Source organism: [Pseudopropionibacterium] massiliense (assembly GCF_900607225.1).
Lineage (GTDB): Bacteria > Actinomycetota > Actinomycetes > Propionibacteriales > Propionibacteriaceae > Arachnia > Arachnia massiliensis.
Genome location: NZ_LR027842.1, coordinates 3,424,563 through 3,450,657, shown reverse-complemented (window position 1 = coordinate 3,450,657; position 26,095 = coordinate 3,424,563). Strand labels below are relative to the sequence as shown.

Genomic DNA, 26,095 nt, shown 5'->3' with positions numbered 1-26,095 from the left:
ACCCACCACCACAACCGACGGGAGGTTCGCGGCTCGACATGGACGCTGATCGGCTTCCTGCGCAGGGGCAGGTACTCTTGACGGGGTCGCCAGATCACTTCCCCGGATCGACCCGCGACTGCCTGTCGAATCTCTATCGAGGAGTGAGCCGGTTGACCGTCCCTCTCTGGATCTGGGTCCTGACCCTGCTGCTCATAGCGGGGCTGCTCGCCTTCGACTTCTTCGTTCACGTCCGCAGGGCGCACGCCCCCACCCTCAAGGAGGCCACGGTCTGGTCCATCATCTACGTGGGCCTGGCGATCCTCTTCGGGGTCGCGGTGACCGTCCTCGGCGGCGTCGAGATGGGCACCCAGTACTTCAACGGCTGGCTGCTGGAGAAGGCGCTGAGCGTCGACAACCTGTTCGTCTTCCTCGTGATCATGGGATCCTTCGCCGTGCCCAGGCAGGATCAGCAGAAGGCACTGCTGTTCGGCATCGTCTTCGCCCTGCTGACGAGGTCGGTGTTCATCGCGCTCGGCAAGGCGATGCTGGAGGCGTGGAGCTGGACCTTCTACATCTTCGGTCTGATACTGATGATCACGGCCGGGCGGATGCTGGCCCCCGAGGACGGGGACTCCGGCGACGCCGACAATTTCGTCATCCGCATGGCGAAGAAGTACCTGCGCACCACCGACCACTACGACGGCGACAAGCTCTTCACCGTCGAGAACGGCCGCAAGGTGCTGACCCCGATGCTGCTGGTGATGATCGCCATCGGCGGCACCGACCTGCTGTTCGCACTCGACTCCGTGCCCGCCGTCTACGGCGTCACCACCAACGTCTACCTGGTGTTCACGGCGACGGCGTTCTCGATGATGGGGCTGCGGCAGCTGTACTTCCTGATCGACGACCTCCTGGACCGCCTGATCTACCTCAAGTACGGGCTCACCGCAGTGCTCGGTTTCATCGGCGTCAAACTGATCCTCCACGCCCTCAACGAGAACAACGTGCCGTTCATCAACGGCGGGAAACACGTCGACGTGTGGGACATCGGGGACATCGACTCGCTGATCGTGATCCTCACGATTCTGACGATCACCGTCGCGGTTTCCCTGTTCAGCCGGAAGGGTCTCGTCGCCAGCGCCATCCGCAGCCTGGACCGCCGGGCCCACTCCTACCTGCACACCGAGTACCACAACACCGACGAGGAACGCGAAGCCCTCTACCAGGACATCATCACCCGAGAGGCCGGCCTGAAGAAATACAACCCCAGGTTCGTCGCCGAATACATGGACTCCAGCGGCCTCGAGGCGACCCTGGAGAAAGTCCACAGAATGCACGACGCCTGACACTGCGAATTCCACGAACCCCCTGCCTGATACACTCAATTCACGGACAATGGTATGTATCGAGGTAAAAACATGGACTATCCCCCTATTCGCTTTACTCGAAGTCGGAAACAGGTGATCTTCTTGATAATCGGCTGTTTGGCCTTCGCCGCCGTTTCGTTGTTTCTGATCTTCTCCAACCCCTCGGAAAATTTGCTGATAGGAATTCTCGGGTTTGGGTTCTTCGGGGTGCTGTGCCTACCCGCGTCTCTCTACATGCTGGCACATCCACAATACCTGCTGCTGGACGAGAACGGGTTCGAGATGCCCATGATGGGAAAGAAGGTCTTTCGTGCGCGGTGGGTCGACGTCGCCAGTTTTGAGATGACCAGCATCAAAGGGAGCCCCATGGTGGGGATCACGTACCAGCCAGGTTATGAAAGGCAGAAAATAGGGCGGAGCGTTCTACAGTTATTTTCCGGAGTGGAAGGTGGAATCTCGAGCATGTACGAAGGCACGACGACGGAACAGCTGTACCGAATACTGGAGTCGTACCGCGTTCATTACGGCACCGGAGGAATGAGAAACAACCCTCCTCTTCACCAGTGAGCACGACGCCGGTCAAAGGCAACACGACCGAGGACTGAAGCCACGGGGTTCGGGCCGTACCCCGACCAGCGGGCGCGGCCCGAATCACCGCGCCGCGGATTCGAGAGGTGCCCTGGCGGCTCAGTGATGTTCGACCCGGCGGATATCCTCGGTCATGTCCTCCGACAGGTCGGCGGTGCGGAACTCCTCGGTCAGCGGCAGACGCACGTGGAAGTCGGTGCCCAGGCACAGTTCGGCCTCGCCCTCCTCAAGGACGAAATCGATCAGGTGCCCACCCCAGGTGCGGTCGTCGTCGATGATGTGCGCGTGGCAGCCCGCCACCGAGATTCCCGACTCGTACAGGGGTGTGCGGAACCCGGCGATCGTTCCGCTGAAGTCCTCGTGGCGGGCGATCTCCTCGCCGTCGGTGGCCTCGACCATGGGTCGGTAGGGACGATCCTGTTTCGTCACCGTGCGTGCGCTCGCCCATGCGAATCGGCCGGTCACCCGCAGCGCGTACATGTAGTTCGAGCTCGGCACGAAAGCATCGATGGCCCGGGAGAACTCCTCCCGCGTCACCGGTCCCGCGAAGGAACGTCCCAGACCCGGCACGAAGTTGGTCACGACGGCGTAGGGAGTGCGTTCGGTCAACTCGGGCACGGTCACGGACCCGTCGCCGCGCAGTCGGTAGCAGACACCGCCCAGGATGATCATCTCGCCGTCGAGCCCGTTGAAGGTGCCGACGCCGAAGGAGCCGTGGCCGAGGAGCTCGGCCAGCGTCATCTCGTCCTCGTAGACGCCCTGGGCGAGAGCGGAGATGAGATTCGTCTGGAAGATCTCGTGGCGAGTGACGGCATGTGCGGTCATACCCCCACAGTAGACGCCTCAACCCCTGCGCCGGGCTGTGACGATGTCCGCCACCGTCTCCTCCAGGGGCGTGTGGGTCTCGCCGAGCAGTTCGCGGGTGTCGGTGTCGTCGGCGACGAAGGGTTCGGTGTTCTGGTAGAGGGTCTCCCCCACCGCCCTCAGCGTCGGGGAGAACCAACCCAGCACGCGCAGCAGCGACGCCGGCATGACGCGCAGCCTCGGTTCGCCGTCGCGGCCGGCGGCACGCAGCAGCATCCGGGCCAGGTCGCGGACACTGACAGCCGGGGCGCTGGGGACGTGCCAGGCCCGACCGGGCATCTCCGGATCGGTGGCGGCGCGCGCCAGGAGACGTCCGAAGTCCGGGATCGCGGTCATGGTGTAGGGCAGGTCGGGATCGCCGAGGACGCTCGTGGCCCCTTTGGCCAGCAGCGGATCCACGAACCGCGGTCCCAGGTAGGCGCCCGGGCCCGCGTCGGCCCCGAGGTAGGACGACCCCCGCACCTCGACCGCGCGAATGCGTCCCTGCCCGTGGGCGGCGAACAGCCTGCGGGACACCTCGGCCCGGACCTCGCCCAGCGCCGACGGCGGATGGTCGAGGGGGTCGGTGGCGCGCATCGGCATCCGGCCGCGCGCGTAGGCGTAGTGGTTCCCCGCCACCACGAGGGTCGCGCCCTGCCGTTCCGCCGTCTCGATGAGGTTGTCGATGGCGACGGGCCAGTCGCGGCGCCACCCGGCGATGGTGTAGGTGATGCCGCAGCAGGCGACGATCGCCGACCCGGGCGCGAGCGTCTCCAGGCCGTCGCCCGTGACGACGTCGGCCCTGACGGCCTGCGCCCCGGGCAGTTGTGTGCCGCTGCGGGTGGCGACCGTGACCCGGTGCCCGGTCTCCACGAGCGAGCGCGTCGCGGCCCTGCCGAGCGGTCCCGCCCCGATGACGGTGATGTGTTCCATGTCTCCTCCGATCCTGCGATCCCCAAGAACAGTAAACACCGTTCACACAATTTTGTAAACATCGTTCACGGTTTTGTCGTGCGTGGCGTGCGAGACTGGGACCATGGCACCCACCCCACGCAGTCAGGCCCGCGACGCCTTCACGCGGAGACTGCTCGAGGTGGCCCACCGTCACCTCGTCGAGAAAGGGGCCTCCGGGCTGGGCATGCGGGCCCTGGCGCGCGACCTCGACGTCACCCCCGGCGCCCTGTACCGCTACGTGAAAAGCCGTGACGACCTGTTGACCCTGTTGATCGTCGACGCCTACGAGTCGCTGGGGCGCTCCGTCGAGGAGGCCGAGGGCAGGATTCCGCGCGGGGACCACGAGGGCCGCTGGGTGGCGCTGTGGCGCGCCACCCGCAGCTGGGCGCTGGAGCACCGCAACGAGTACGGCCTCATCTACGGCACCCCGGTTCCCGGCTACCAGGCCCCGCCGGAGACCATCCCGGCTGCGTCCCGGATCTCGATCCTGCTGGCCCGGATCGCCTCGGACCTGAGGTCGCTGGCGGGGACGACGACGCCACCTCCGGGTTCACCGGAACCGGCCCCGGCGCTGCGGGAGGACCTCGCCAGGGTGCGTCGCTGGATCACCGAGCAGGGAATGCCCGGCGAGGTCCCCGACGAACTGATCATCGTCGTCCTGCGGGGCTGGACCGAACTGTTCGGCTGCATCAGCATGGAACTGTTCGGCCACTACGTCGGCAGCGTCGAGAACGGGGCGGCGTTCCTGGACGAACTGGCCCACCGCAACTTCAAGGAGCTTCAGGACCGGACGGGTCCCTGACCCAGGCCACCCCGACATCGGTGTGGATGAAGCCGTCTCCCTTGAACAGCAGAGGTTGTTCAGTCACCGTGGCAGTCGCGTAAGAGAAGCAGTCTCCGTAATTGAGACGGGCTGGATGCCCGGTCCCCTTCCCGTACTTGGCAGCAGCCCACCGGGTGATTCGCAATGTCGCGTCGTCCACCGGAAGCACCACCGCGCGACACTCACGGAGAAAATCATCCAATTCTGATGACCTCGCGGCGCCAAGGACAAGTTGAGCCTCCAACACGGTTCCCGCCGATATCCCCACCATGTCAGCGCCGGCAATGGCAATGCTGAAGCCCTCCGCCTCGGTTTCCCCACGCATGATGGCGATAACGGCCGAGGTGTCGAGGATCACCTGGGCGCACCTGTCTCGTCATAAAGGTCGTCATCCGTGAGCACCGGACCACCCGCATCGCGGAGACGCCAGCCTGCGGCAAGAATCGCATCGGCCCGCGCCCGAACGGAGTTGACGAGAGTATGCCTAGTGAGAACCTCGCGCGCCTCGGCTTCCATGGAGCGATTGTTCAAAGCCGCCAAACGTTTCAACTCATCGCGCACCTCGTCGCTGAGCCCTCGGATCGTGATGGTGGACATGCTTACACCTCCCAACAGAAATGCTAGCAATCGCCCCGAAGGAAACTGCCTCGCGTCAAGAGGCTTCGCATTTCCCCTTTCGCCTGCCTACACGTCATTCACCAGCGCTGTAGTGCAAGCAGACGACCACAAGGCAAGCGAACCCGGGCCAGGACAGGCGAGCAGCGGCAAGGCAGGCGAACCGGACGACGGGACGACGACCTGCGAAACTGGCCGCCTCATTCCCCCTTCACCTTGTGCCGGCCGATGGGCATCACCAGCGGCGCCCCGGAGACGGGGTCCGGCACCACCTTCGAGGAGATCCCGAACACCTCCTTGACCGTCCCCTCCGTCACCACCTCCGCCGGGGTGCCCTGGGCCAGGATGCTGCCCGAGCGCATCGCGATGAGTTCGTCGGAGTAGCGGGCCGCCAGGCCGAGGTCGTGCAGCACCATCACGACCGTGGTGCCCTTGCGGGCGTTGAGGTCGATGAGCAGGTCGAGCACCTCGAGCTGGTTCGCGACGTCGAGGTAGGTGGTGGGTTCGTCGAGCAGCAGGACGTCGGTCTCCTGCGCCAGCGCCATCGCGATCCACACGCGCTGCCGTTGACCGCCCGACAGCTCGTCGACGGGACGGTCGGCCAGGCCGGTGGTGTCAGTGGCGGCGAGGGATTCGGCGACCACCTCGTAGTCGCGGGGGCTCCACCGCCCGAGCATCCCCTGGTGGGGGTGGCGGCCGCGACCCACGAGGTCGGCGACGACGATGCCCTCCGGGGCGGTCGGCGACTGCGGCAGCAGCCCCAGCACCTTCGCGATCTCCTTGGTCGGCTGCTCGTGGAGGGATTTGCCGTCGAGGAGCACCTGCCCGTGCCTGGGTTGCAGCAGCCGGGCGAGGGAACGCAGCAGCGTGGACTTGCCGCAGCCGTTGGCGCCGACGATGGAGGTGATGGCCCCGGGTTTGACGGTCAGGTCGAGGTTGTCGATGACGGTGCGCTCGCCGTAGGCGAGGCCGAGTCCGACGGCTGTGAGGGAATGGTTCGCGGTCACTGGGTCTCCGGGGGTCAGTTCCGGCGCTGCCGGTTGGAGCGGATGAGGAGGTAGACGAGGAACGGGGCGCCGAGCGCGCCGGTGATGACACCGACGGGGTAGCGGATGCCGAAGGCGAACTGCCCGAGCAGATCGGAGGCCTGGACCAGGATCGCACCGACGAGGGATGCGGGCAGCACCAGGGAGGCGGCGGATTTGGCGATCCGGGCCGCGATGGGCCCCGACATGAACGCCACGAACGCGATCGGACCGCAGGAGGCCGTCGCCACCGCGATCAGGGTGACGGCCCCGATGATGGTCCAGATCCGCACGGAGAGCACCTTCACGCCCAGCCCCGTGGCGGTGTCGTCGCCGAAACGCATCGCGGCCAGTTCGCTGGAGTGCACCCACATCAACGGCAGGATCACCACACACGCGACGAGCAGCGGCAGCACCCTCGGCCAGCTCGTCTCGTTCAGCGACCCGGTCAACCAGCGGGTCGCCACCTGCATGTCCCACGCCGAGGCCCTCGCGAGGGTGTAGGTGACCACGGCCCCCAGCATCGACGAGACACCGATGCCCATCAGGATCAGCCGCGTGCCCGCGAAACCGCCCTTGTAGCTGAGGACGTAGATCAGCACCGCGGTGCCGATGGCAGCCACCAGGGCCAGCAGGGAGACGGTGGTCTCGCTGAGCCCCAGGACCACGATTCCGATCACCCCGGCGACGCTGGCTCCCGACGAGATGCCGATGACGTCGGGGGAGGCCAGCTGGTTGCGCAGCAGGGTCTGGAAGGTCACACCCGCGGCACCGAAGGCCAACCCGGCGAACACGGCGAGGGTGGCGCGCGGCAACCTGATCTCGCCGACGGTGAAACTGGCCCCCGGCACCGTTTCGCCGACGATGACCTGCCAGATCTCGTCGATGCCGTAGAAGGTGTTGCCCACCATCAGGGACGTGATCCACAATCCCGCCACGAGCACCGCCAGCACGCCGACCACCAGGCTCTGACCCCTCGTGCGTCTCAGCCGGGCGGCGCGCAGCTCCTGGACGCCGGGGGCGGTGCCGGAGGAGGCAACGGTACTCACAGTTCACGCACCTTCTGACGTCGGACGATCCAGATGAAGAACGGGGCGCCGATGAGCGGGGTGATGATGCCCACCTCGATCTCGGAGCCGGGGGAGACCACCCGCCCCAGCGTGTCGGCCCCGAGCAGCAGGATCGCGCCCGCGATCCCCGCGAAGGGCAGCATCCACCGGTGGTCGGTGCCGACGAGGAGCCGGCAGACGTGCGGTATGACGAGACCGACGAAACCGATCGGCCCGCAGGCCGCGGTCGTCACCCCGCACAGGATCACCGCGCCGATGGAGGCCACCAGCCGGGTGCGCATCACGTTCTCACCCAGCCCGGTGGCGACGTCGTCGCCGAGCGCCAGGGAGTTCAGACCGCGCGCCGAGAACAGGCAGATCAGCAGCCCGATGATCAGGAAGGGAAGCACCGGCATCACCGGATCCCACGTGGTGGCACCGCCGATCCTGCCGATCTGCCATCTGCGGAACTCCTCCATGACGCTCGCGCGCGGCAGCAGGATGGCCGACACCAGCGACGTGAACGCCGCCGAGGTGGCGGCCCCGGCCAGGGCGAGTTTCAGCGGGGTGGCCCCGCCGCGTCCCAGCGATCCGACGCCGTAGACGAACAGCGCGGCCCCGCCGGCACCCACGACGGCGACGAGCATCTGCGTGTAGGGGCTGGACAACCCGAAGAAGGACAGGCCGATCACCACCGCGAGGGAGGCGCCGGACAGCACGCCGAAGATGCCGGGGTCGGCCAGCGGGTTGCGGGTGACGGCCTGCATGGTCCCGCCCGCAACCGCCAGTGACATCCCGGCCAGCAGACCCAGCGCGGTGCGGGGCAGCCGGGACGCGACCGCCGCCCGTTCCACCGTCGCGACATCACCGGAGAAGGCCGCGAGGATGTCGTCGAGGGAGACGATCCGCACCCCGGAGGTCGCGGACGCCACCACGACCGCCACCAACGCCAGGGCCAACACCCCGAGCCAGACGAGACGCTGCCCGGTTCGTCGCCGGATCTCCGCGACCTCCGGGGAGACCGGGACCCGCGTGGCCGTCACTTGAGGCCTTCGGCCAGCTTCGCGATGTAGGTGTCCAGCCCCCAGGGAATGGACAGGGGAGACGGGGTGGCGGAGTTCCCGAGGGGATCCTGCCCCAGGAACACGACCCGGTCCGCGGCGACGGCCGGGATCCGGGCGATCAGCGGGCTGGCCTTCATCGCGTCCCTGAGCGGCGCGGGATCGTTGGGTGCGTAGGTGATCAGGAGATCGACGTCGTCGAACCGGTCGGAGTTCTCCGCAGGGATCTCCACGGAGAAGGCGGCCGCCTTGGCGGATTCGTCGGTCACCACCTGGGGTGCGACCATCCCGACCTTGTTGATGAGGAACGCGACGCGCTGGTCACCGGTGGTGTAAAAGCTGATCTTGGACAGGTCGGAGGCGTTCAGCCAGCTGAACAGCACCTTCTTCCCCTTGAGGTCGGGGTACTTGCCCACCACGTCGGCTATCTGCTTGTCCAGGTCCTCCGCGAGTTTCCTGCCCTGCTCCGCCATGCCCATGCCGCGGGCATCCAGGTCGATCATCTGCTCCAGGGTCGTGATCCACGGGGCCTCCGGGTAGGCGACGACGGGGGCGACCTTGCTGAGGGTCGCGTACTCCTCCGCGGTGATTCCCGAGAGGGCGGCGAGGATCACGTCCGGTTTGGTGTCGGCGACCTGTTCGAAGGGAATGCCGGAGGTGTCGTCGAAGAGCACGGGGGTCTGGCCGCCGAGGGCGTCGATCTTCTCCTTGACCCACGGCATCAGACCGTCGCTGTCGTCGTCTCCCCAGGTGGTTTTGCGCATGCCGACGGGCACCACCCCGAGCGCCAGCGGCACCTCGTGGTTGGACCAGCCGAGGGTGGCGATGCGTTCCGGTTTCTGCTTGATCACGGCCTCACCGAGGGCGTGTTTGATGGTGACGGGGAAGGCGTCCCCCGAGGATCCGGAGCCGTCGGTGGGATTGGTCTGGTCCGATCTGCCGGAACAGGCGGCGAATCCGGCGGTTGCGGTGGCGGCGAGCAGCGCGGCGAAGGTCCTTCTGGAAAGCACGGTGGCTCCGTTCGTCTCGAGGATGACCCGGTCATCGTAAGGCAAACCTAAATTCCAAACCAGACTCCGGGGTCCCCGGGTCTGAAAGGACGACATCACCCGGGAAACGAGAAGAGCGGCCCCCGGACACACCGGGGGCCGCTCGGGACCCTGTTCGTCAGGCGAAGAACCCGGCCACGGCAGGTTCAGCGGACGGGCTTGCGGATCTCCGCGGAGAGGAACCACGCCTGCTGTTCGAGCTGGTTGGTGAGGTCCTCGATGATGCCGGAGGAGGAGGGGTCCTCGTCGTCGATGGTGTCGTGCACGTCGCGCAGGGTGGCGACGACGGCCTCGATCGCGGAGATGGCGTAGGCGACGGCGTCGGTGGTGAGAACCTCACCCTCGGGGGCGACGGGCACGGTGGTGGAGGCGGCGACGGTCGCGGGACGGCCGTCGGGAGTGGCGTTGACGGCGCGCATGCGCTCGGCCACGTCGTCGGCACCCGTGCGGGCGATGCCCACGACCTCGTCGAGGTTCAGGTGGAGGTCGCGGAAGTTCGGGCCGACGATGTTCCAGTGGGCCTGCTTGCCGACCAATTCGAGGGCGATGAGGTTCACCAGGACGCGCTGGAAGCTGTCGCGCAGCGCGGCGGAGGCGGTGAAGGAAAGAGTCACATGGGGGGTGTTCACAGTCTCGGTACTCATGGTTTCAACATTACGCCCGTCTCCGAGAAAAACCATCCGAACGTTAGGAAGGCCAGCCTGACTAGGCACAACGCCCCTGCGCACCGGACCTGGGCCCCGCCGCACATCCAGGACCGCCGTCGAAACGTTCACCAACGGCCATAGTTGCCACCCGAAAGTTACACATTTCTGCGTGTCTCGTGCGGCGGCCCGTGGAGCGAAGTTAGGGTGCTCCTGAAGCTTCGTCAAAGGTCCAGCCTCCCCGTACAAACCAGCTGGGGGATGGCTGACCGCAATCAACCGGGTGCGCAGCGTGGACCCGCCACGCACCCGATCGAGCGCTCAACATCAAAACAACAATTTTCAAAAACAACACCCCCACCATACCTGCAGGGACGCAAAAACCAAGTAGGAGCTTTGATGTCTCTCAATCATTCAATCACTCGTCGCAGCATTTTCAAAGGAGCGGGCGGGATCGCCGCGGCCTCCTTCCTCGGCGCCGGTGCCGTCCTGGGCGGCTCCGCCAGCCCCGCGCACGCCGCCTCGGACCTGAAAGTTGTCGCGCACCAGACCATCGATCGGATGGAGTACTACAGGTTCTCCACCTCGTGCATCAGCTGGACCCCCCGCGTCAACATCCTCCTGCCCAAGAACTATGGCAACGGTTGCCGCTTCCCGGTGCTCTACCTGCTCCACGGTTCCTCGGAGAACTTCACGAAGTTCGACAAGGAGGTCGACATCCGCAACCTGGCGGCCTCACACGACCTCATCATCGTCATGCCCGACGGGGGTTCCGCCGGGTGGTACTGCAACCCCGTCACGTCGAACGCCGGCCCCCAAAAGTGGGAGACCTTCCACATCGAGCAGCTCATTCCCTGGGTGGACGCGAACTTCCGCACCATCGCCCAGTGCGAGGGACGTGCCATCTCCGGATTCTCCATGGGAGGCTTCGGGGCGCTCAAGTACACCGCCAAGTACAGCAACTACTTCGCCTCCGTCAGCTGCCACTCGGGTCCGGCCAACCTGCGCGGCTACTACGGCAGGACCGTGGTCCAGTGGGTCAACTCCTCCTCCTCGGTGGACCTCGCGGGCGGTTACGTCTACGGTTCCGACGAGAACCGGATCAAGGCCGACAACCCCGTCGACTGCGTCGAGAAGTACAAGGGCAAGAGGATCTTCCTCGTCTCCGGAACCGACTCCAAGAACTCGCGCGAACGCTGCGTGGTGCACACCCACCGGGAGTTCAGGGAGACCCTGCACAAGCACGGCATCAAGCACGAGCACTGCGAGGACTCCGGCGGCCAGTACATCCGCAAGGACCGCCTGAAGCAGGATCTCGACGGAATCGTCGGGCACCTCTGGCGCCCCTGCTGATCGGCACCAGATCCTGAAACAGGCCCGGCTCCTCGACCCGCAGCGGTCGAGGAGTCGGGTCGTGCCCGCCCGCCGGCGTCCTCGGGTGACGACGCAACAAGGAAATTGCCACCAGAGGGTTGCATACAGAGTTGCATCCAGTTAGAGTTTGGGGGAAACTTCAACCAGGACCAGGAATCCCCGGAAAGGCCACCGGGGACGGCGATGATCACCAGGTCAGGGTGATCGCGCCAGCACCGATCCGCGCCCCGGCATTTCCGCCACAACGCGCTCACACATCAGGGTGAAAACTCAATCACTAGGAAACATCATGTCCCTGGATCACAAACTCAGCCGTCGCACCGTCTTCAAGGGAGCCGGAGGCCTCGCCGCGGCTTCCATCATCGGCGCCGGAGCTGCATGGAACAGCACCACCCCCGCCCACGCAGAAGGCCTCGAAATCGTCAGCCACGAAACCGACGGCCGCATGCAGACCTACGAATTTATCACTCCCTCGGTCAAAAAACCCGAGAACCCCTCATACTTGGCCAGGAAGTACAATCCCACCGCGAAGAGAAACCCGCGCGTCAACGTTCTACTCCCCGACGGCTACGACAGCGGCAAACGCTACCCCGTGCTGTACCAATTCCACGGAGGCGGCGGACAATACACCGAATTCGACGGATACAACATCCGAGAAATGACCGCCGGACGCGACCTCATCGTCGTCATGCCCGACGCCGGACTCGGCTGGCACTGCAACCCCGTAAGTTCCAACGTGGGCCCACGCAACTGGGAAACCTTCCACATCGAAGAACTCATCCCCTGGGTCGACGCCACCTTCCGCACCTTCCCCGAACAAGCCGGACGCGCCGTCTCCGGATTCTCCATGGGAGGCTTCGGAGCCCTCAAATACACCGCCAAGTACAGCGACAAATTCGCCTCCGTCAGCGCCCACTCCGGACCAGCAAACCTCCGCAGCCAACTCAGCGCCGTCATCCGCTGGGCGAATATTACCGCAGCCGGGGCTGAGCTCAATGGCGGCACCATCTACGGTGCACCCAGAATTCTTTGGCGCCAAGACCTCATCAGCGCCGACAACCCCATAGAAAACATCGAGAGCTACCGCGGCAAGCGCATCTTCCTGGTTTCCGGAAACAACAAGGACGTCATCAATTTCCAGATCATGGGACTCTTCAGTGCTGCGAACGAACATGTCGTTCGCGAAACCCAACGCGAGTTCACGGCCGCACTCGACTCGGCCGGAATCAAGTACGAGCGCTACGAGGAACAGGGCGGCCACTTCGTCCGCAGGGAACGCCTCCAACAGGACATCGACGGCATCGTCGCCCACCTCCGCAAGGCCGAGTAGGAGCCCCACGACCCAGACGGCTCCGGACCCCCTCGACTTCCTCGTGGCCGAGGGGGTCCGGACGCATCCGCTCTCACCCGACCCCCCGGCGGCTTGACGGCGTCGATCCGTCGCGCGACGCTGACCAGCGGCACGACGGGGCAGCTGGTGGAACCGGACCACAGCACCTTGCCGCGACTTTGAACACCCCCAGTACTACAGTCACCGAGGTGACGACGCTTGCACTGCACGAGTGGGGGAATCCCGCGGCTCCGGCCCTGCTTCTGGTACACGGCCTGACGGAATCGGCTGCCGCCTGGCCCGACGCCGTGGCTGGCTGGTCCTCCCAGTATCACGTTCTCGCGGTGGACCTGCGGGGGCACGGGATGTCCCCACGGTGGGACGACGAAGCCCTGAACCGGGCACCGCAGACCATGCAGGAAGACCTCGAGCGGGTGCTCTCCTCACTCCCGGAGCCCCCGGTCGTCGTGGCGCACAGCCTGGGAGGGCTCATGTCGCTGCGAGTGGGCGTGGCCCGGCCCGACCAGGTGCGGGCACTGGTCCTGGAGGACGTCGCGCGTCCCACCGGACACTGGGGCCCGGCCTCTTGGTTCGTGGAACACCAGGAGCGGTTCCTGGATGCGTTCGTCGCCGATGGTGGCGCGGCCGAGCGGGAGCGGATGCGGCGCGAGACCTCATGGAGTGATGCCGAGATCGAGGAGTGGGCCCGGTGCAAGGAGCAGGTCGACCGCCGCTTCATACGCGAGGGCACCTATCTCGGCGAGGCCGATCTCGTCAGCGCGGTCAACCAGCTGACGATACCGACGCTGTACCTCGCACCCCGCCACGGCGACATGGCCCCTGACCCCTCCGATGTGACCAACCCGCTCGTGCGCCTGGTGCTGGTCGACGGCGTCGGCCACTGCGTGCGGCGGGACGCCCCGGAGACCTACCACGGGCTGGTCGATCCCTTCATCGAGGAGGCCTTCGACAGCACCAGCCGGTGACTCGCACCCTTCGGGATGTCGGTGAACAGCGACATGTTCATGCCGGTGGCGGGGTTATCGTTCCGGTGTGGATTCGAATGTCCTGATCGGTTTGATACTGCTGGTGGTCTTGGTGTTTGTGGGGTGGGTGACGTGGCGGCGTATCCGTCAGGAACCGCGGCGCCTGGCCAATGCCGGGTGGATCGCCGTCACCTTGCTGCTCGGTATCCAGGTGTTGGCGGTCCTCGGTTTCTCGGCCCCATTGATGGGGTTGGGTTTCCTGGTGCTCATGTCGCCGCTGTTGGCCATTGGTTTGGCGGGTTTCCTCGTCCTCAACGGTGTGGTCATGCTGTGTAGGGAACGTTTCTCCCTGGCCCACTCGTTGTCCCTGCTCGCCGGTATCGGGCTGGTTGCGGCAATGGTTGTTTGTGTCTTTGTGGTTCTTACCGGGGAACGACGGGCCTTTCCCGTCCCGACGTTCATCATGATCACCACCGGTTGGGTGGCGTTGATGTTCTTCTGTTTCGTCGGGTATTCCTGGTTCTACCAGCGTGTCGTTCGGAGGGTTCATCCGGATTTCATCATGGTGCTGGGTGCCGGGGTTCCTTCCGGGAGGGTCACCCCGCTGCTGGCCGGGCGTATCGACCGGGCGCTGGGGGTGTGGCGGGGTGAGGTCGATGCTGGGCGGCGTCCACTGTTGGTGATGAGTGGTGGGCAGGGTCCTGATGAACCCGTCAGTGAGGCCCGGGCGATGGCTGACTACGCGTTGGGGCGGGGTGTTCCGGAAGCGGCTGTGGTGTTGGAGGACCGTTCCACGACCACCCGGGAGAATTTTCGGATGTCGACGGACCTGGTCCTGGCCGAGCCGCGGCTGGGGCCGCGGGCTGTGGGGATCGCGGTCACCAGTAACTATCATGCGATGCGTGCTGCGTTGTTGGCTCGTGACCTGGGTACGGGTATTCAGGTGTTGGGGGCGCGTACCGCGTGGTATTACTGGCCCAGTGCGATGTTGCGGGAGTTCGTGGCGGTGGTGCGGAGGTCACCCAGGGCCTACGGGCTGGGCCTGGCCCTGGTGACGGTGCCATTGACGTTGCTGGTGTCACTGGCCGCCTGGCTGTCCTGAGGCGAACCGCCTCACCCCCTGCGCGCCGCGGCGGCGTCGAGGGGACGGATGCCGACGAACCCGGAGGGCGACCACGCGGCCCGTATGGAACGCTTCCAGCAGGGCATCAACGGCGTCATTGCCCATTTCCACAAGGCCGAGCAGAAGCTCTCGTATTTCTTGATTCTTTGACTATTTCTCGTGGTCGAGGCCGCGCCGCACCCCGAGCCGCGACATCACCTCCAGGTGAGCGGCAAAATCCTCCCCACAAGGAGTTGCATACGAACCTGTATCCAGTTAGGGTTCGAGGGAGGCTTCACCGAGTCGGATTCCCGAAAGGCCAGCGGGAGAACACTCCGGCATCAATTCCGAACTCGCACGAATCGGCAGTGGTCGTCTCGTGCCCCATATCGTGATGAAATTTCAATCAATAGGAAGCATCGTGTCTTTGGATCGCAGTATCAGTCGCCGCAGCGTCTTCAGGGGAGCCGGGGGACTCGCCGCCGCATCCGTCCTGGGCGCCGGAACCGCCCTGGCGGTCAACACCCCCGCACACGCGGCGGGCTTGAACGTCATCGAGCACCAGACCTATGGCCGGATGGAGTACTACAAGGTCTCCACCCCGTCGATCGCATGGAATCCGCGAATCAACGTCCTCCTGCCCGACAGCTACGCCAGCGGCCGCCGTTACCCGGTCCTCTACCTGCTTCACGGCGGGGCGCAGAACTTCATGAAGTTCGACAGGGAGGACGACATCCGGGGGCTCACCGCCGGACGCGATCTCATCGTGGTCATGCCGGACGGCGGAATCGCGGGGTGGTACTGCAACCCGGTGACCGCGAACCTGGGGCCACGCAACTGGGAAACCTTCCACATCGAGGAACTCATCCCCTGGGTCGACGCCACCTTCCGCACCTTCCCCGAACAGGCCGGACGCGCCGTCTCCGGATTCTCCATGGGAGGCTTCGGCGCCCTCAAGTACACCGCCAAGTACTACGGCCACTTCGCATCCGTCAGCAGCCACTCAGGACCCGCCAGCATACGGAGCATCAACGGCGCGGTCGTCCACTGGGCGAACGCCAGCTCGACCGTCGACCTGGGCGGTGGCACCGTCTACGGAATCCCCTGGGACCAGGCCCGAGTCAGCGCCGACAACCCCGTGGAGCGTATCGAGAGCTACCGCGGCAAGCGCATCTTCCTCGTCTCCGGCACCGACTACTTCGACGCGAACGAACACTTCGTGCTTCCCACCCAGCGAGAATTCGCCGCCGCGCTGGACGGAGCGGGTATCCGTTACGAACGCCACGAGGAGCCGGGCGGCCACTTCGTCCGCAGGGAACGCCTCCAGCAGGACATCGACGGCGTCATCGCCCACCTCCGCAAGGCCGGCTGACCGCGACCCCCGGAGGCACGGGATTTCACGAACGGAACCGGGGTCCCCGAGCCACAGGAATGGAGACCCCGGGGAAGCCGTTCAATCAGAAAAATCCTTGAAATAGCAATCAGAATTCCGCATGATGAAAGGGTTGCATACACAGTTGTATCCAGCTAGGATTGCGTTCAACTGGAGCGCGAACGAACTCCACGGGAGCGGAGGTTGGACAGACCATCCAAGACGCCGGGTTGACCACGTCTGTTGTGAAGTCAAACACCATTCCTGAATCGATTCCAGAGGGAAACAACCCACATCGGAATCACCTGTCCCCATGGAAATTCAACCACAAGGGAGAGTCATGTCCTTGAACCACAAACTCAGCCGCCGCACCGTCTTCAAGGGAACCGGAGCGATTGCAGCGGCATCCGCTCTCGGCGCCGGAGCGGCACTGGGTACCGCAGCCCCCGCCCACGCTGCCGGACTGGAGGTCGTCAGCCAGGAAACCGACGGCCGCATGCAGACCTACGAGTTCACGACTCCATCGATCAGAAGAAGAATAATCTCGTTCACATCGAAGGACTTCAATCCGGGCCTCTTGCGGAACCCGCGTGTCAACGTTCTGCTCCCCGACGGCTACGACAGCGGCAAACGCTACCCCGTGCTGTACCAATTCCACGGAGGCGGCGGACAATACACCGAATTCGACGGATACAACATCCGAGAAATGACCGCCGGACGCGACCTCATCGTCGTCATGCCCGACGCCGGACTCGGCTGGCACTGCAACCCCGTAAGTTCCAACGTGGGCCCACGCAACTGGGAAACCTTCCACATCGAAGAACTCATCCCCTGGGTCGACGCCACCTTCCGCACCTTCCCCGAACAAGCCGGACGCGCCGTCTCCGGATTCTCCATGGGAGGCTTCGGAGCCCTCAAATACACCGCCAAGTACAGCGACAAATTCGCCTCCGTCAGCGCCCACTCCGGACCAGCAAACCTCCGCACCACGAGCACCGGCATACGGCTCAGCGGTCAACCACTCACCGACGTGATCGTGCGCTGGGCGAATTTCACCTCGGCTGCCTTCGAGCTTCTCGGCGGTACCATCTACGGAGCCCCGGAAAGCAAGTGGCGTCAAGATCTCATCACCGCGGATAACCCCATCGAGAACCTCGAGAGCTACCGCAACAAGCGCATCTTCCTCGTCGCCGGCACCGATCGACTCAAGCCCGTGTGGGAAGGGCATGCCAAGGTGTCCGGGCTGCAGGAGCTCTTCAGCGTCTTGAACGAGGACACCGTTCTCAACACCCAGCGCGAGTTCGCAGAAAAACTCGATTCGGCGGGAATCAAGTACGAACGCTACGAGGAACAAGGTGGCCACTTCGTCCGCCTCGAACGCCTGCAGCAGGACATCGACGGCATCGTCGCCCACCTCCGCAAGGCCGAATGACAGTCCTTCCCGCGCCGCACCGGGAAATCAGAAACAAAACTGAATAAAGAAAAGAAAAGGATTTGACATCAGAGATCATCTGACATCAAATTCCTTCCACCACTCAACTCCAAGGAGAAAAATGCTCAAGCGCAAACTCGCAGCCATCGCCGGAGTCACCCTGACCTTGGCAACCCTGCTCGGAACCCCGGCAGCTGCACACGCGGATGATGGAGCGGACCCAGGCTGGGACCCGAAACTCAACCACACCTCGACGGGAGAAGAATTCCGCGGACTCTCCTTCTACTTCTGCAAGTACCTGGGAATCTTCTGCCGTAAGTGACTGATTCTCACACGACCCGTTCGCGCACCTCGCAGGTTTGGCGAAGCTCCGGGTCCACCCGTCACCGGGACGTGTCATGGCCAGTACCGCCGGAACCACCAATCACCGATCCCGTCGACGCGAATCCCATAGGGATGAAAATCATCTCAACCAACGAGAAATCCAAGGAGAAAGACATGCTCAAGCGCAAGATCGCCGCCGCCATCGGAGCCACCCTGGCCATCAGCACCTTGGTGGTGGGAACCCCCACGGTCGCGCAGGCCACGGAAACCCTGCCCGCCCAGTCCCAGCCAATGGAAATCGACCTTGGCGGCTGGTCCTCGAGCGAGTACAGCTTCATCCAGGACATGCTCTGCACGTATGTTTCACGCTTCTTCTGCAAACCGTGAAACAGCGTCACGGAACGCCTGCACTGCGATGATGTGACGTCATCGACACGGCTTCCTTCCCTGCAACGCCACACGCGAACACCTCAAACTGACGGATGACACGGTCCTCTCGGCCCTCGACGGTCGGGGGGATCGTGTCGTGCACACCTTGCGATCAATCCTCCGCCGATGTACCAAAGTAGGCAATTCACCCGACGACGGTCGTCTTTCGCGCAGAACTCCTCGATATCGACGTCCCTTGGTTTGTGGAATGGCAGTGTGACGGCCACCGGCCATGAATGAGAGGGATGATCTTGATCGAGATATCGCGGGTGACCCGTCGATTCGGGGAGCACCAGGTTCTACGGGAAGTGTCCTTCGAGGTACCCGCCGGTGCGGTGACGGGTTTCGTCGGTCCCAACGGCGCCGGCAAGACAACGTTGCTGCGCATCGTGGCCGGACTCGACCAGCCAGACGGCGGGCAGATCATCATCGACGGCACGCCCCTTCCCCGCGGTGCGGCACGGACGAACCTCGGCGTGCTGCTCGATGCCGGCTGGGTGCATCCCAGTCGCACGGCACACGATCACCTGAGGGCACTCGCACTGATGCAGGACGTACCACGTTCGCGTGTGGACGAGATTCTCGAACTGACCGGTCTGCACGCCGTTTCCAAGCGTCGAGCGGGCACGTTCTCCCTCGGTATGAAGCAACGTCTTGGCATCGCAGCAGCACTTCTCACCGACCCCGGCAACGTGGTTCTCGACGAGCCGGTCAACGGTCTCGACCCGGATGGGGTGACGTGGGTGCGCAACCTGGTCAGGATGTTGTCCGCCGATGGCACAGCGGTGTTGATGTCGTCGCATCTGCTCTCGGAGATGGCCCAGACGGCTGACCGGGTGGTGGTCATCGGGAAGGGCGAGATCATCAGCCAGGCAACCATGTCCGAGCTCACCCGGCTGGCGAACCCCGCGACCCTGGTCTCGGCCACCGACCCCACCGTTCTGTCGGAGGCCTGCCGCCGGGCCGGCGCCACGGTGGACGTGACGGGAAATGGGTTGCTGCGGATCTCGCTCGAACCGGAGGCCATCGGGCAAATCGCCTTGGCCGCCGAGGTTGCGCTGACCCACATGGAGCAGGAGACGATCAGCCTCGAGAAAAGATTCCAGGAACTGACCGCCGATCACGTGGAGTATCGCGGTGATCTCATCGCCGCCAGGAAGGAAGAGTCATGAGGGATGTCCGTGCGGAGCTGGTCCGTTCCAAGGCCTACCGAATCACCTACTGGGTGTGGCTCCTCATCCTGCTGGCCACCCTGGCCGCCGTCGCATTCAGTTCCTCGGCCGTCCAGAAGGCCTTGGAGGAAGGGGCAACGCACGCGTCACAAATCGAGGCCGTCGCCTTCATGCCGGGAAGCCCGACGTTCTTCTCCGGCCTGCTGCTGGCATTCTGGGCGACGACCCTGGTGACCGCCGACTGGTCCTCGGGCACGATCAATCACATCCACATGGCCATGAGCAACGGCCGGATCCTCCGCGCCAAGCTCATCGTGATCTCAACGGCATCCCTGCTGACCACCGTCATCACGACGGGGGCGGCAGTCGCGCTCTGCTTCTCACTCCTGCCGGCCTCCCTCGTCCTGGCGACACTGGCCTCACCCGTCCTCTGGATCAATGTTCTGGGTACGTTCGCCGTCCATCTCACCTGGGGCATCCTGGCGCTGGTTGCGGCCTGGTGGCTTCCCAAGCCGGCGCTTTCGGTGGGTACCGTCCTGATCGTGGTGGTTGGTGTGCCCGCCCTGGAGACCGCTCTCACAACCGCGGGTCTTGACACCCCGATCTTCTCCTATCTTCCGTCCTCCCTCATGAATGCGGCCACCCTGACCGGTTCCGAACTGGCGACGAGGGTGACGCCGCTGCTAGCGGGTCTCCTGCTGATCCTCTGGTGCGCCGTTGTGACGGCATCGGCTCCCATCGCCCTGCGCCGCGGCCGCATCTACCGCTAAACTCCGAGGAGGTTTCAAACATCGACACACAACCCAACCCGCAGCCCTACCATTGCAGAATGGAAACACACATCCGGGTGGTCATCGCCGAGGACGATCACTTCGCCGTCACCGCCCTGCAACGGTATCTGTCGGGGGCCCACTCCATCGAGGTGGTCGGGATCGCGCATGACGGCAGACAGGCATTGCAGGTCACACAGGAGCTGCAGCCGGATGTCCTCATCACTGATCTGATCATGCCTCAGCTCGACGGGATCGAGGTCACCAGACGCGTACTCGCCGAAGGGCTGATGTGCCGGGTGCTCATCTTCACCGCCATGGCCGACGAGACGACGATGATCAAGGCCCTGGAGGCGGGGGCCACCGGTTTTCTCCTGAAATCCGACCACCCCCACATGGTGGTCAACGGGGTCCTCGCGGCTTACAGCGGGGACACCCTCGTCTCCCCGAAGCTCATCACCGCCCTGCTGCCCATGCTGCGTCGCAGCACCGCCCCTCCGGACCTCAGCACCCGGGACCGCGAGTTCATAGTCCTGATAGGCAAGGGCAGGAGCAACGCAGAGATCGCCGCCCAAACCCACCTGGCGGTGAGCACGGTGAAGTCCTACGTCAGCAGGCTGCTGGAAAAATTCGGCCGGCCCAATCGAACTGCCCTGGCTGCGCTTGCCTACGAGTGGAACCTCATCGACTGAAATATTCCAGACGGAGTGGCCACACCCGCTTCCTCTCGGTGGAGGATCACTCACATGCTACGGTAGCCATCCCGTTGACGTCAGGAGATCCCTCCCGCCGCCACGGTCGCGTGGGTGTGGTGCCACTCCCATTGGCACCACACCCACGCGATGCATCAGGAAAGTCGATCAGATCCCCAAGTACCTGCGAACCTTGTCGATGATCACATCGAAGGCCAACCCATTACGAAGCCAGCCGAGGATGACATTCCTGTGTGCCCAGAGCCAGTTGACAATCTGCCTTCCGAAGTTCCAAGCGTAGGAAACGAGACGGGAGAAAAGAGCCATGATGCAATCCCTTCTTGAGTTACCGTGATTGATTTCCAAGCTTCCGCGGAGCCACCACCAGTACATCCTGTTTCGAACTGAACGGGAAGACCCTGCCGCTTGATCACCAACCTTCGTGCCACAACAAGCTACCTTGGCGGATAACACGATCAACTTTGGTATCGGAGCCACCACCCGCGGTGCATGTGCAGCGCGGGATGTTCCGCACACCAACCTTCACATGATCCACCGTATCCCCGATATTATATTAAGCAGCAAAACTAATTCCGCGAACACCCGGCCAAGGGAGCACCGAAGCAGGGAAGAACATCGATGAAAATTTCAATCGTATGGCCGGCGCGCACCCCTTCACCAGACTCGCGACCACCGCAACAGAACCGATCCGTTTCCCTGTGCATACAACATCGCACACTCTATACTGAGGCGCATGTCACGGATCGACAACATGACGCCGACCTCGCGCACGCTGAGGAGTGACTGGTCGGAGCCACTGCTTGCAGCACTTGCCTTGGCCCTGACAACCGTCTTCGCCCTTGTCGAGTCGGGCAACACCACGTATTGGCTCGTCAATGCACTTCCGTTCCTGAGCGCGGCCTTCGCGAAACGATTCGTCTTGCAATCCGCAGCCCTCACCACATGCCTGACCCTCCTCGGGCTGTACGTTCCAACCGAGGGCATGAGCGTTGGCGCGGCAGCTCTGTTGATCCATGTTTTCACGATAATTCGTTTGCGCATCAACCATGCCACGTGGTGGATGACGATCTGGATCATCATCATGGTCGGGGTCGCGATGGAGACACCGCGTCCCTCGGAAATAGCGATCGATGTGGCATCCCTGTTGATGGGATCAACGATAGCCGTGGGCGGGGCGGTGCTCTTGCGAAGCGGTGAGGAACGCGTCGCGGCCGCCGAGGAGCTCGGGCGTCAGAAACTGACCTCCTATCGATTCGAAATGGCTCGTGAGCTGCACGACACCGTGGCGCAGACGCTGTCCCACACAGCCATGCGAGCACATCTTGCACTGACTCATCCAGACCTTCCGGAGGAAATACGCGACGACCTGGAGAGGATCGCCTTTGACTGCAGCACCTCCGCGTATGATCTCAGAAGCCTGATCTCATCGCTGCGCACGTCGAGTTCCGTCGACAACCGGAAACAGCCGAACGACGTCATCACGTTGGCGGCGGAAACCAGACGGGAAGTCAATCGCCTCGAAAAAGCAGGTTTCTTACCCGAGGTCACCATTGACATAAAGAACATCACCCCCACCCGCGCCGTCACATTGTCAAAGATCACCCACGAGGCCGTGACCAATATGATAAAGCACAGTCCTCCCCGAAGCAGCGTGTCGATAATTCTTCGTGAAAACCAGGGTGACCTGATAGCAGAGTACGTGAATCCCGATTCGGGCAAGAAAGAGAACAAGGGTCGACTTGGACTGCTCGGAGTACAGGAGAGGATTCGACAGTTACGAGGATCGTTCGAGGTTGACAGAAACGATGGCCTATGGAAAACGATCGCCGTCATACCCCAGCCGCCGACATCGCTGTCCGGCAACCGACACTGACCGCGGGACGGCCATCAACATTCGCGCAAGGGTCACCGGAACCCCAGGAATGTGCAACCTCAACTTCCGGCGATCGAGCACCGTGAACGACATCAACACGGTGGACGACGGGGTCGGCCACACCCGCTGAAACGCGGAAACGCTGCGAACCATCTGTTCATCGATCACCCGCAGGCTGCGCCCCAGCAATCCCCTCTCCACGAGAACGACCCCGTCACCACGTCCCACCCTGGCCACCAGTGAGTTGGCCGCCGACAGGGCACCGGCGAGGGCGAGTCCCGCCAGCCACAGGTTCGAGGCCCACGCGAACACAACCGCCACCCCGACACCACCGGCAAGAACCGTGAACGGCAGTTTCCCGGCCCAGGGAGATCGTTGCTCGCAGTGAACCGGAATGAGGTTTTTCACCTCGTCAAATGCTCTGCCATACGCGATCACCGGAAGTATTGGAAGAGCCTCGAGATCCCTTCTCCCAGTGGCCAGGATGAGGTTCACCGAGCAGTATCCCGTCAACTGCATCAAGGGATTCCGATCAATTCGGATTCCCACCACCTCCGTCGCCCGCGCCTCGAAGGTCGTGCGCTGCACGATGCCGCCCTTCGTCTTGAAACCTGAAGGAACCCTGATCACACGGTAGCGGCCATAGGTGACCAACGCCCGCACCACACCATACGCCCCCGCTGCCACGACAGCGACGATCACGAGTTCCCACGTGACCTGAAGTCCAAACAGATCCACTCCAACATATTCGAGGAGGTCGGATCCGGTTCCGAGCAGGAATGGCACGAAGAGAAAGAACTTACCATGCGTGAATCCGATCAAAAAATAATCACGCGGACGAGCGCGATAGATCTCTTCGCCGGATTCCTCGATTGCGACGCATCCTCCCTCCTCATCTCCCGCAGGAGAAACGTCATGCAGGCTCAACAATCTTTCTGTTTCCGCCCTGGAGAGCGCATCGAGAACCAGACTTCGACGATTCTCGGCACCCACGGAGGCGGTTACCTGCGATACGCACAGCAGTCTCGCCATCCACCCCTGGTGCACCTCGAGACTACCCACCTCGGCCCAGGAGAGATGGGTCTCCTCCCGAACCGGCCAACCGGTACGAAATCGGATCCCCGCACCATCCGCGTGCCAGAAGGTCGTGAGATATTTGGTGAATATCACCTCAAGCCGGGTCACGGAATAGTACACCACCAGCATCATCCACAGGAAAGCCGCCCAGCCCGGTAGCGCCGCACCGACGCTTCCCTGGATCAGCATGAAGGGCACATAGACCACCATGGCCCGGTAGGTCGTCAAGACCAGCATGCGTGGATCATTGCGCCGCATGCCGCGCTCCGACACCGAATTGCTGCACTATTTCGCTGGCCCTGGCCGACTCCAGCGGCCCCAGATCGTGCGTTGTCCCGAGAGTACCGACCTCCAAGGTGCTGAGACCGAGCGCGCGTGCGAGCGGGCCCTGTCGAACGTCGACATAGAGGATCTGGGACGCGGGAATGCTGATGTATCGAGCAAACATGTATCCTCTACTGATCCGGAGTCCCGAGGAATCGGTCTCGTACCGGTAATATTTGTGACGCAGCCCCAACAGAACCACCACATCAAGAAATGTTGACACGAGTATGACGCCGAGCGCGGGCCATGTCACGATTTCCAGGAATCGTTGTCGGGGCCAGAGCCACCCGGCCACGAGTATCAGGAGCACAAGCAGGAAGGCACTCGCAAGAACACCCAGTCGCCACACCACGAGCGCCTGCCGCGGAAGTCTTCTGGGAAGTTCCGGCATCAGCTCGGGACCATGGCTCATTTCCACACCGCCTCTCACCCGCATGCTCATCCCGAGCATGGCACAGGGGTCCGCAGCGTGGAAGAAACGGCGACAAGAGGCCATCTTCAGTTGACGGGAAGACCGACTTAAGTACATCCAAACCGGTAGCCGCCCGAATCCACGGACCGCCGAGGGATTCGCCGGCACGTCATCATCGTCTCCCACCGGCACTCCGGCCCAACGACGGGCTCAACACCAGGATCACGACCGCGAAGGCCGGCACCACCCACAGCGCCAGCCGCAGGTCCGTGGCCTCCGACAGCGCACCGATCAACGGAGGACCCGCGAAGAACCCGATCCGCATCATCCAGGTGACGATCATCAGCCCGTCGCCGTGGTTCATGTCGGGCAGCTCGTCGGCGGCGTGCATGGTCGACGGGATCGCCGTCGCGACACCCCAGCCGACGCAGGCGAAGCCCAGAATCGCGGTGACCGGAGAAGGCCAGACCAGCGACCACCCCATGCCGAGAAAAGCGATGATGGCGCCCTGAACGACGGCGAACCGGGGCCCGATCCGCGAGACCAGGGCATCGCCGGTGAACCGGCCGACCAGCTGCGCACCCTGCAACCCGACGAAGGCCATGCCCGCCACGAACGGGATGACGTCGAACTGCCGGTCCAGGTAGATCGCGCCCCAGGTCGACCCGGTGTCCTCCATCAACCCGGCCGAGGCCCCGAGCAGCCCGAGCGCCGCGAGTCGCACGACGATCCCCGCGGGGAGGCGCCGCCGTCGCTGCTGCCGGCTCCATTCGGCCTGCGGCTCGTGGTCCAGGCCGGGCAGCAGCAGGGCCTTCGCCCCCAGCGACATCCCGCCGAACACCACCGTCGCGGCGAGGCACTGCACCCAGACGGGAATCCCAGCCTGCCGGGCGGCGGACCCGATGAAGCCCCCGCACACCGCGCCGATGGACCACCAGCCGTGGAAGCTGTTGAGGATCGGGCGGCCGTAGAGCTCCTGGACGCGCAGCCCGTGGGCGTTCATCGAGATGTCGGTCAGCGCGTCGAGACTCGCCATCAGGAACACCCCCACCACGAACACCCAGGCCGCGGGGGCGTTGCCGATGAGGTTCAGCATGGCGATCCCCACCACCTGCGAGATCACCGACACCCACGCCGACGAGTACCGCCGGATCAGCGCGGCCGTCACCAGGCCCGCGGCCAGACCGCCGACGGGTCCGATCGCCACCGCAGCACCCCACCACTGGTCGTCGAGCCTCAGGGCCTCCTTGATCTCGGGATACCTGGGCAGGATCGACGACCACGCCACCCCGTTCAACCAGAACAGCATGACAACACCCCACCGGGCCCGCCTGGCGTCAGCACTCATTCCGGGATTATGTCATTGTGAAAGATTTTGTGGCGTACACGGTACAAAATCCTTCAC

The 26,095-nt window shown here is 63.9% G+C and carries 29 protein-coding genes; 16 read left to right on the top strand and 13 right to left on the bottom strand.

Translation table 11 applies throughout. The features are described 5' to 3' along the window. Window positions 1-152 precede the first annotated feature (152 nt). Complete coding sequence (locus tag E0E39_RS15455) at window positions 153-1,328, top strand: TerC family protein (RefSeq protein WP_130875557.1); 1,176 nt, start codon at window positions 153-155, stop codon at window positions 1,326-1,328. 54 nt (window positions 1,329-1,382) lie between these two features. Beyond that, entirely contained in the window at window positions 1,383-1,916 is a 534-nt protein-coding gene (locus E0E39_RS15450; RefSeq protein WP_342770206.1) for an STM3941 family protein, read from the top strand. Between the two features lie 120 nt (window positions 1,917-2,036). Here E0E39_RS15450 and budA read toward each other — a convergent pair whose 3' ends face one another. Together budA and E0E39_RS15440 are read right to left on the bottom strand one after the other, a co-directional pair. Beyond that, on the bottom strand, window positions 2,037-2,762 hold the full coding sequence (gene budA, locus E0E39_RS15445; RefSeq protein WP_130875555.1) for an acetolactate decarboxylase: 726 nt from the start codon (window positions 2,760-2,762) through the stop codon (window positions 2,037-2,039). Between the two features lie 18 nt (window positions 2,763-2,780). Next, complete coding sequence (locus tag E0E39_RS15440; RefSeq protein WP_130875554.1) at window positions 2,781-3,713, bottom strand: Rossmann-fold NAD(P)-binding domain-containing protein; 933 nt, start codon at window positions 3,711-3,713, stop codon at window positions 2,781-2,783. Between the two features lie 103 nt (window positions 3,714-3,816). On the opposite strand from E0E39_RS15440, the gene E0E39_RS15435 reads away from it, so the two are divergent. Next, on the top strand, window positions 3,817-4,536 hold the full coding sequence (locus E0E39_RS15435; RefSeq protein ID WP_130875553.1) for a TetR/AcrR family transcriptional regulator: 720 nt from the start codon (window positions 3,817-3,819) through the stop codon (window positions 4,534-4,536). Here the strand turns inward: E0E39_RS15435 and E0E39_RS15430 are convergent. The 7 genes from E0E39_RS15430 to E0E39_RS15400 all read right to left on the bottom strand — a co-directional run bounded on the left by E0E39_RS15430 (window position 4,505) and on the right by E0E39_RS15400 (window position 10,000). Beyond that, window positions 4,505-4,915 carry a type II toxin-antitoxin system VapC family toxin gene (locus E0E39_RS15430; RefSeq protein WP_130875552.1) on the bottom strand — a complete coding sequence of 137 codons (411 nt, stop codon included), beginning with the start codon at window positions 4,913-4,915 and terminating at the stop codon, window positions 4,505-4,507. The two genes, E0E39_RS15435 and E0E39_RS15430, sit on opposite strands and share 32 nt — an antisense overlap. Beyond that, the gene (locus E0E39_RS15425) at window positions 4,912-5,154 is read right to left on the bottom strand and encodes a FitA-like ribbon-helix-helix domain-containing protein (RefSeq protein ID WP_130875551.1); all 243 of its coding nucleotides are present in this window, start codon (window positions 5,152-5,154) and stop codon (window positions 4,912-4,914) included. Before E0E39_RS15425 ends, E0E39_RS15430 begins: the two co-directional genes overlap by 4 nt. 218 nt (window positions 5,155-5,372) lie before the next feature. Beyond that, window positions 5,373-6,179, bottom strand: coding sequence for an ABC transporter ATP-binding protein (locus tag E0E39_RS15420; protein ID WP_130875550.1), 807 nt, complete (start codon window positions 6,177-6,179; stop codon window positions 5,373-5,375). A 14-nt stretch (window positions 6,180-6,193) separates the two neighbouring features. Further along, entirely contained in the window at window positions 6,194-7,246 is a 1,053-nt protein-coding gene (locus tag E0E39_RS15415; protein ID WP_130875549.1) for a FecCD family ABC transporter permease, read from the bottom strand. Continuing rightward, window positions 7,243-8,289, bottom strand: a complete 1,047-nt coding sequence (locus E0E39_RS15410) for a FecCD family ABC transporter permease (RefSeq protein WP_130875548.1) — start codon at window positions 8,287-8,289, stop codon at window positions 7,243-7,245. Before E0E39_RS15410 ends, E0E39_RS15415 begins: the two co-directional genes overlap by 4 nt. After that, complete coding sequence (locus E0E39_RS15405) at window positions 8,286-9,317, bottom strand: ABC transporter substrate-binding protein (protein ID WP_130875547.1); 1,032 nt, start codon at window positions 9,315-9,317, stop codon at window positions 8,286-8,288. Before E0E39_RS15405 ends, E0E39_RS15410 begins: the two co-directional genes overlap by 4 nt. Window positions 9,318-9,502: 185 nt before the next feature. Further along, window positions 9,503-10,000: a Dps family protein gene (locus tag E0E39_RS15400; protein ID WP_130875546.1), complete on the bottom strand. Its 498-nt coding sequence runs from the start codon at window positions 9,998-10,000 to the stop codon at window positions 9,503-9,505. A gap of 399 nt (window positions 10,001-10,399) precedes the next feature. On the opposite strand from E0E39_RS15400, the gene E0E39_RS15395 reads away from it, so the two are divergent. The 12 genes from E0E39_RS15395 to E0E39_RS15345 all read left to right on the top strand — a co-directional run bounded on the left by E0E39_RS15395 (window position 10,400) and on the right by E0E39_RS15345 (window position 20,983). Beyond that, window positions 10,400-11,353, top strand: coding sequence for an alpha/beta hydrolase (locus E0E39_RS15395; RefSeq protein WP_130875545.1), 954 nt, complete (start codon window positions 10,400-10,402; stop codon window positions 11,351-11,353). Between the two features lie 310 nt (window positions 11,354-11,663). Beyond that, window positions 11,664-12,704 (top strand): alpha/beta hydrolase, encoded by a 1,041-nt coding sequence (locus E0E39_RS15390; RefSeq protein ID WP_130875544.1) that lies wholly within the window; start codon window positions 11,664-11,666, stop codon window positions 12,702-12,704. Between the two features lie 209 nt (window positions 12,705-12,913). Then, entirely contained in the window at window positions 12,914-13,690 is a 777-nt protein-coding gene (locus E0E39_RS15385) for an alpha/beta fold hydrolase (RefSeq protein ID WP_130875543.1), read from the top strand. Between the two features lie 67 nt (window positions 13,691-13,757). Next, window positions 13,758-14,792: a YdcF family protein gene (locus E0E39_RS15380; RefSeq protein ID WP_130875542.1), complete on the top strand. Its 1,035-nt coding sequence runs from the start codon at window positions 13,758-13,760 to the stop codon at window positions 14,790-14,792. A 48-nt stretch (window positions 14,793-14,840) separates the two neighbouring features. Further along, the gene (locus E0E39_RS16665; RefSeq protein WP_281275606.1) at window positions 14,841-14,963 is read left to right on the top strand and encodes a hypothetical protein; all 123 of its coding nucleotides are present in this window, start codon (window positions 14,841-14,843) and stop codon (window positions 14,961-14,963) included. 250 nt (window positions 14,964-15,213) lie between these two features. Continuing rightward, on the top strand, window positions 15,214-16,164 hold the full coding sequence (locus E0E39_RS15375; RefSeq protein ID WP_281275605.1) for an alpha/beta hydrolase: 951 nt from the start codon (window positions 15,214-15,216) through the stop codon (window positions 16,162-16,164). A 340-nt stretch (window positions 16,165-16,504) separates the two neighbouring features. Beyond that, complete coding sequence (locus tag E0E39_RS15370) at window positions 16,505-17,596, top strand: alpha/beta hydrolase (RefSeq protein WP_130875540.1); 1,092 nt, start codon at window positions 16,505-16,507, stop codon at window positions 17,594-17,596. Window positions 17,597-17,717: 121 nt separating this feature from the next. Continuing rightward, window positions 17,718-17,918 (top strand): hypothetical protein, encoded by a 201-nt coding sequence (locus E0E39_RS15365; RefSeq protein ID WP_130875539.1) that lies wholly within the window; start codon window positions 17,718-17,720, stop codon window positions 17,916-17,918. Window positions 17,919-18,094: 176 nt separating this feature from the next. Continuing rightward, window positions 18,095-18,307: a hypothetical protein gene (locus E0E39_RS15360; RefSeq protein WP_130875538.1), complete on the top strand. Its 213-nt coding sequence runs from the start codon at window positions 18,095-18,097 to the stop codon at window positions 18,305-18,307. Window positions 18,308-18,594: 287 nt separating this feature from the next. Continuing rightward, on the top strand, window positions 18,595-19,521 hold the full coding sequence (locus E0E39_RS15355; protein WP_207302525.1) for an ATP-binding cassette domain-containing protein: 927 nt from the start codon (window positions 18,595-18,597) through the stop codon (window positions 19,519-19,521). Then, a complete protein-coding gene (locus tag E0E39_RS15350) occupies window positions 19,518-20,291 on the top strand; it encodes a hypothetical protein (protein ID WP_130875537.1) in 774 nt (257 codons plus the stop codon). Before E0E39_RS15355 ends, E0E39_RS15350 begins: the two co-directional genes overlap by 4 nt. A gap of 59 nt (window positions 20,292-20,350) precedes the next feature. Next, complete coding sequence (locus tag E0E39_RS15345) at window positions 20,351-20,983, top strand: response regulator transcription factor (protein ID WP_130875536.1); 633 nt, start codon at window positions 20,351-20,353, stop codon at window positions 20,981-20,983. A 168-nt stretch (window positions 20,984-21,151) separates the two neighbouring features. Here E0E39_RS15345 and E0E39_RS15925 read toward each other — a convergent pair whose 3' ends face one another. Beyond that, complete coding sequence (locus E0E39_RS15925) at window positions 21,152-21,310, bottom strand: aureocin A53 family class IId bacteriocin (RefSeq protein ID WP_165444840.1); 159 nt, start codon at window positions 21,308-21,310, stop codon at window positions 21,152-21,154. Window positions 21,311-21,737: 427 nt separating this feature from the next. On the opposite strand from E0E39_RS15925, the gene E0E39_RS15335 reads away from it, so the two are divergent. Next, on the top strand, window positions 21,738-22,877 hold the full coding sequence (locus E0E39_RS15335; RefSeq protein WP_130875534.1) for a sensor histidine kinase: 1,140 nt from the start codon (window positions 21,738-21,740) through the stop codon (window positions 22,875-22,877). Here the strand turns inward: E0E39_RS15335 and E0E39_RS15330 are convergent. From E0E39_RS15330 to E0E39_RS15320, 3 genes are all read right to left on the bottom strand, one after another. Beyond that, window positions 22,815-24,191 carry a PH domain-containing protein gene (locus E0E39_RS15330; RefSeq protein WP_207302524.1) on the bottom strand — a complete coding sequence of 459 codons (1,377 nt, stop codon included), beginning with the start codon at window positions 24,189-24,191 and terminating at the stop codon, window positions 22,815-22,817. The genes E0E39_RS15335 and E0E39_RS15330 overlap by 63 nt on opposite strands. A 7-nt stretch (window positions 24,192-24,198) precedes the next feature. Further along, window positions 24,199-24,720, bottom strand: coding sequence for a PH domain-containing protein (locus E0E39_RS15325; RefSeq protein WP_165444838.1), 522 nt, complete (start codon window positions 24,718-24,720; stop codon window positions 24,199-24,201). A gap of 142 nt (window positions 24,721-24,862) precedes the next feature. Beyond that, window positions 24,863-26,038, bottom strand: a complete 1,176-nt coding sequence (locus E0E39_RS15320) for an MFS transporter (RefSeq protein WP_130875531.1) — start codon at window positions 26,036-26,038, stop codon at window positions 24,863-24,865. Window positions 26,039-26,095: the final 57 nt, after the last annotated feature.

What these genes read in the sequence shown, in the direction of transcription:
- E0E39_RS15450 (WP_342770206.1), top strand. Translation starts at nt 1,383, where the DNA reads ATGTATCGAGGTAAAAACATGGACTATCCCCCTATTCGCTTTACTCGA.
- budA (WP_130875555.1), bottom strand. Translation starts at nt 2,762, where the DNA reads ATGACCGCACATGCCGTCACTCGCCACGAGATCTTCCAGACGAATCTC.
- E0E39_RS15440 (WP_130875554.1), bottom strand. Translation starts at nt 3,713, where the DNA reads ATGGAACACATCACCGTCATCGGGGCGGGACCGCTCGGCAGGGCCGCG.
- E0E39_RS15435 (WP_130875553.1), top strand. Translation starts at nt 3,817, where the DNA reads ATGGCACCCACCCCACGCAGTCAGGCCCGCGACGCCTTCACGCGGAGA.
- E0E39_RS15425 (WP_130875551.1), bottom strand. Translation starts at nt 5,154, where the DNA reads ATGTCCACCATCACGATCCGAGGGCTCAGCGACGAGGTGCGCGATGAG.
- E0E39_RS15400 (WP_130875546.1), bottom strand. Translation starts at nt 10,000, where the DNA reads ATGAGTACCGAGACTGTGAACACCCCCCATGTGACTCTTTCCTTCACC.
- E0E39_RS15395 (WP_130875545.1), top strand. Translation starts at nt 10,400, where the DNA reads ATGTCTCTCAATCATTCAATCACTCGTCGCAGCATTTTCAAAGGAGCG.
- E0E39_RS15390 (WP_130875544.1), top strand. Translation starts at nt 11,664, where the DNA reads ATGTCCCTGGATCACAAACTCAGCCGTCGCACCGTCTTCAAGGGAGCC.
- E0E39_RS16665 (WP_281275606.1), top strand. Translation starts at nt 14,841, where the DNA reads ATGCCGACGAACCCGGAGGGCGACCACGCGGCCCGTATGGAACGCTTC.
- E0E39_RS15370 (WP_130875540.1), top strand. Translation starts at nt 16,505, where the DNA reads ATGTCCTTGAACCACAAACTCAGCCGCCGCACCGTCTTCAAGGGAACC.
- E0E39_RS15365 (WP_130875539.1), top strand. Translation starts at nt 17,718, where the DNA reads ATGCTCAAGCGCAAACTCGCAGCCATCGCCGGAGTCACCCTGACCTTG.
- E0E39_RS15360 (WP_130875538.1), top strand. Translation starts at nt 18,095, where the DNA reads ATGCTCAAGCGCAAGATCGCCGCCGCCATCGGAGCCACCCTGGCCATC.
- E0E39_RS15355 (WP_207302525.1), top strand. Translation starts at nt 18,595, where the DNA reads ATGATCTTGATCGAGATATCGCGGGTGACCCGTCGATTCGGGGAGCAC.
- E0E39_RS15350 (WP_130875537.1), top strand. Translation starts at nt 19,518, where the DNA reads ATGAGGGATGTCCGTGCGGAGCTGGTCCGTTCCAAGGCCTACCGAATC.
- E0E39_RS15345 (WP_130875536.1), top strand. Translation starts at nt 20,351, where the DNA reads ATGGAAACACACATCCGGGTGGTCATCGCCGAGGACGATCACTTCGCC.
- E0E39_RS15925 (WP_165444840.1), bottom strand. Translation starts at nt 21,310, where the DNA reads ATGGCTCTTTTCTCCCGTCTCGTTTCCTACGCTTGGAACTTCGGAAGG.
- E0E39_RS15335 (WP_130875534.1), top strand. Translation starts at nt 21,738, where the DNA reads ATGTCACGGATCGACAACATGACGCCGACCTCGCGCACGCTGAGGAGT.
- E0E39_RS15330 (WP_207302524.1), bottom strand. Translation starts at nt 24,191, where the DNA reads ATGCTGGTCTTGACGACCTACCGGGCCATGGTGGTCTATGTGCCCTTC.
- E0E39_RS15325 (WP_165444838.1), bottom strand. Translation starts at nt 24,720, where the DNA reads ATGAGCATGCGGGTGAGAGGCGGTGTGGAAATGAGCCATGGTCCCGAG.
- E0E39_RS15320 (WP_130875531.1), bottom strand. Translation starts at nt 26,038, where the DNA reads ATGAGTGCTGACGCCAGGCGGGCCCGGTGGGGTGTTGTCATGCTGTTC.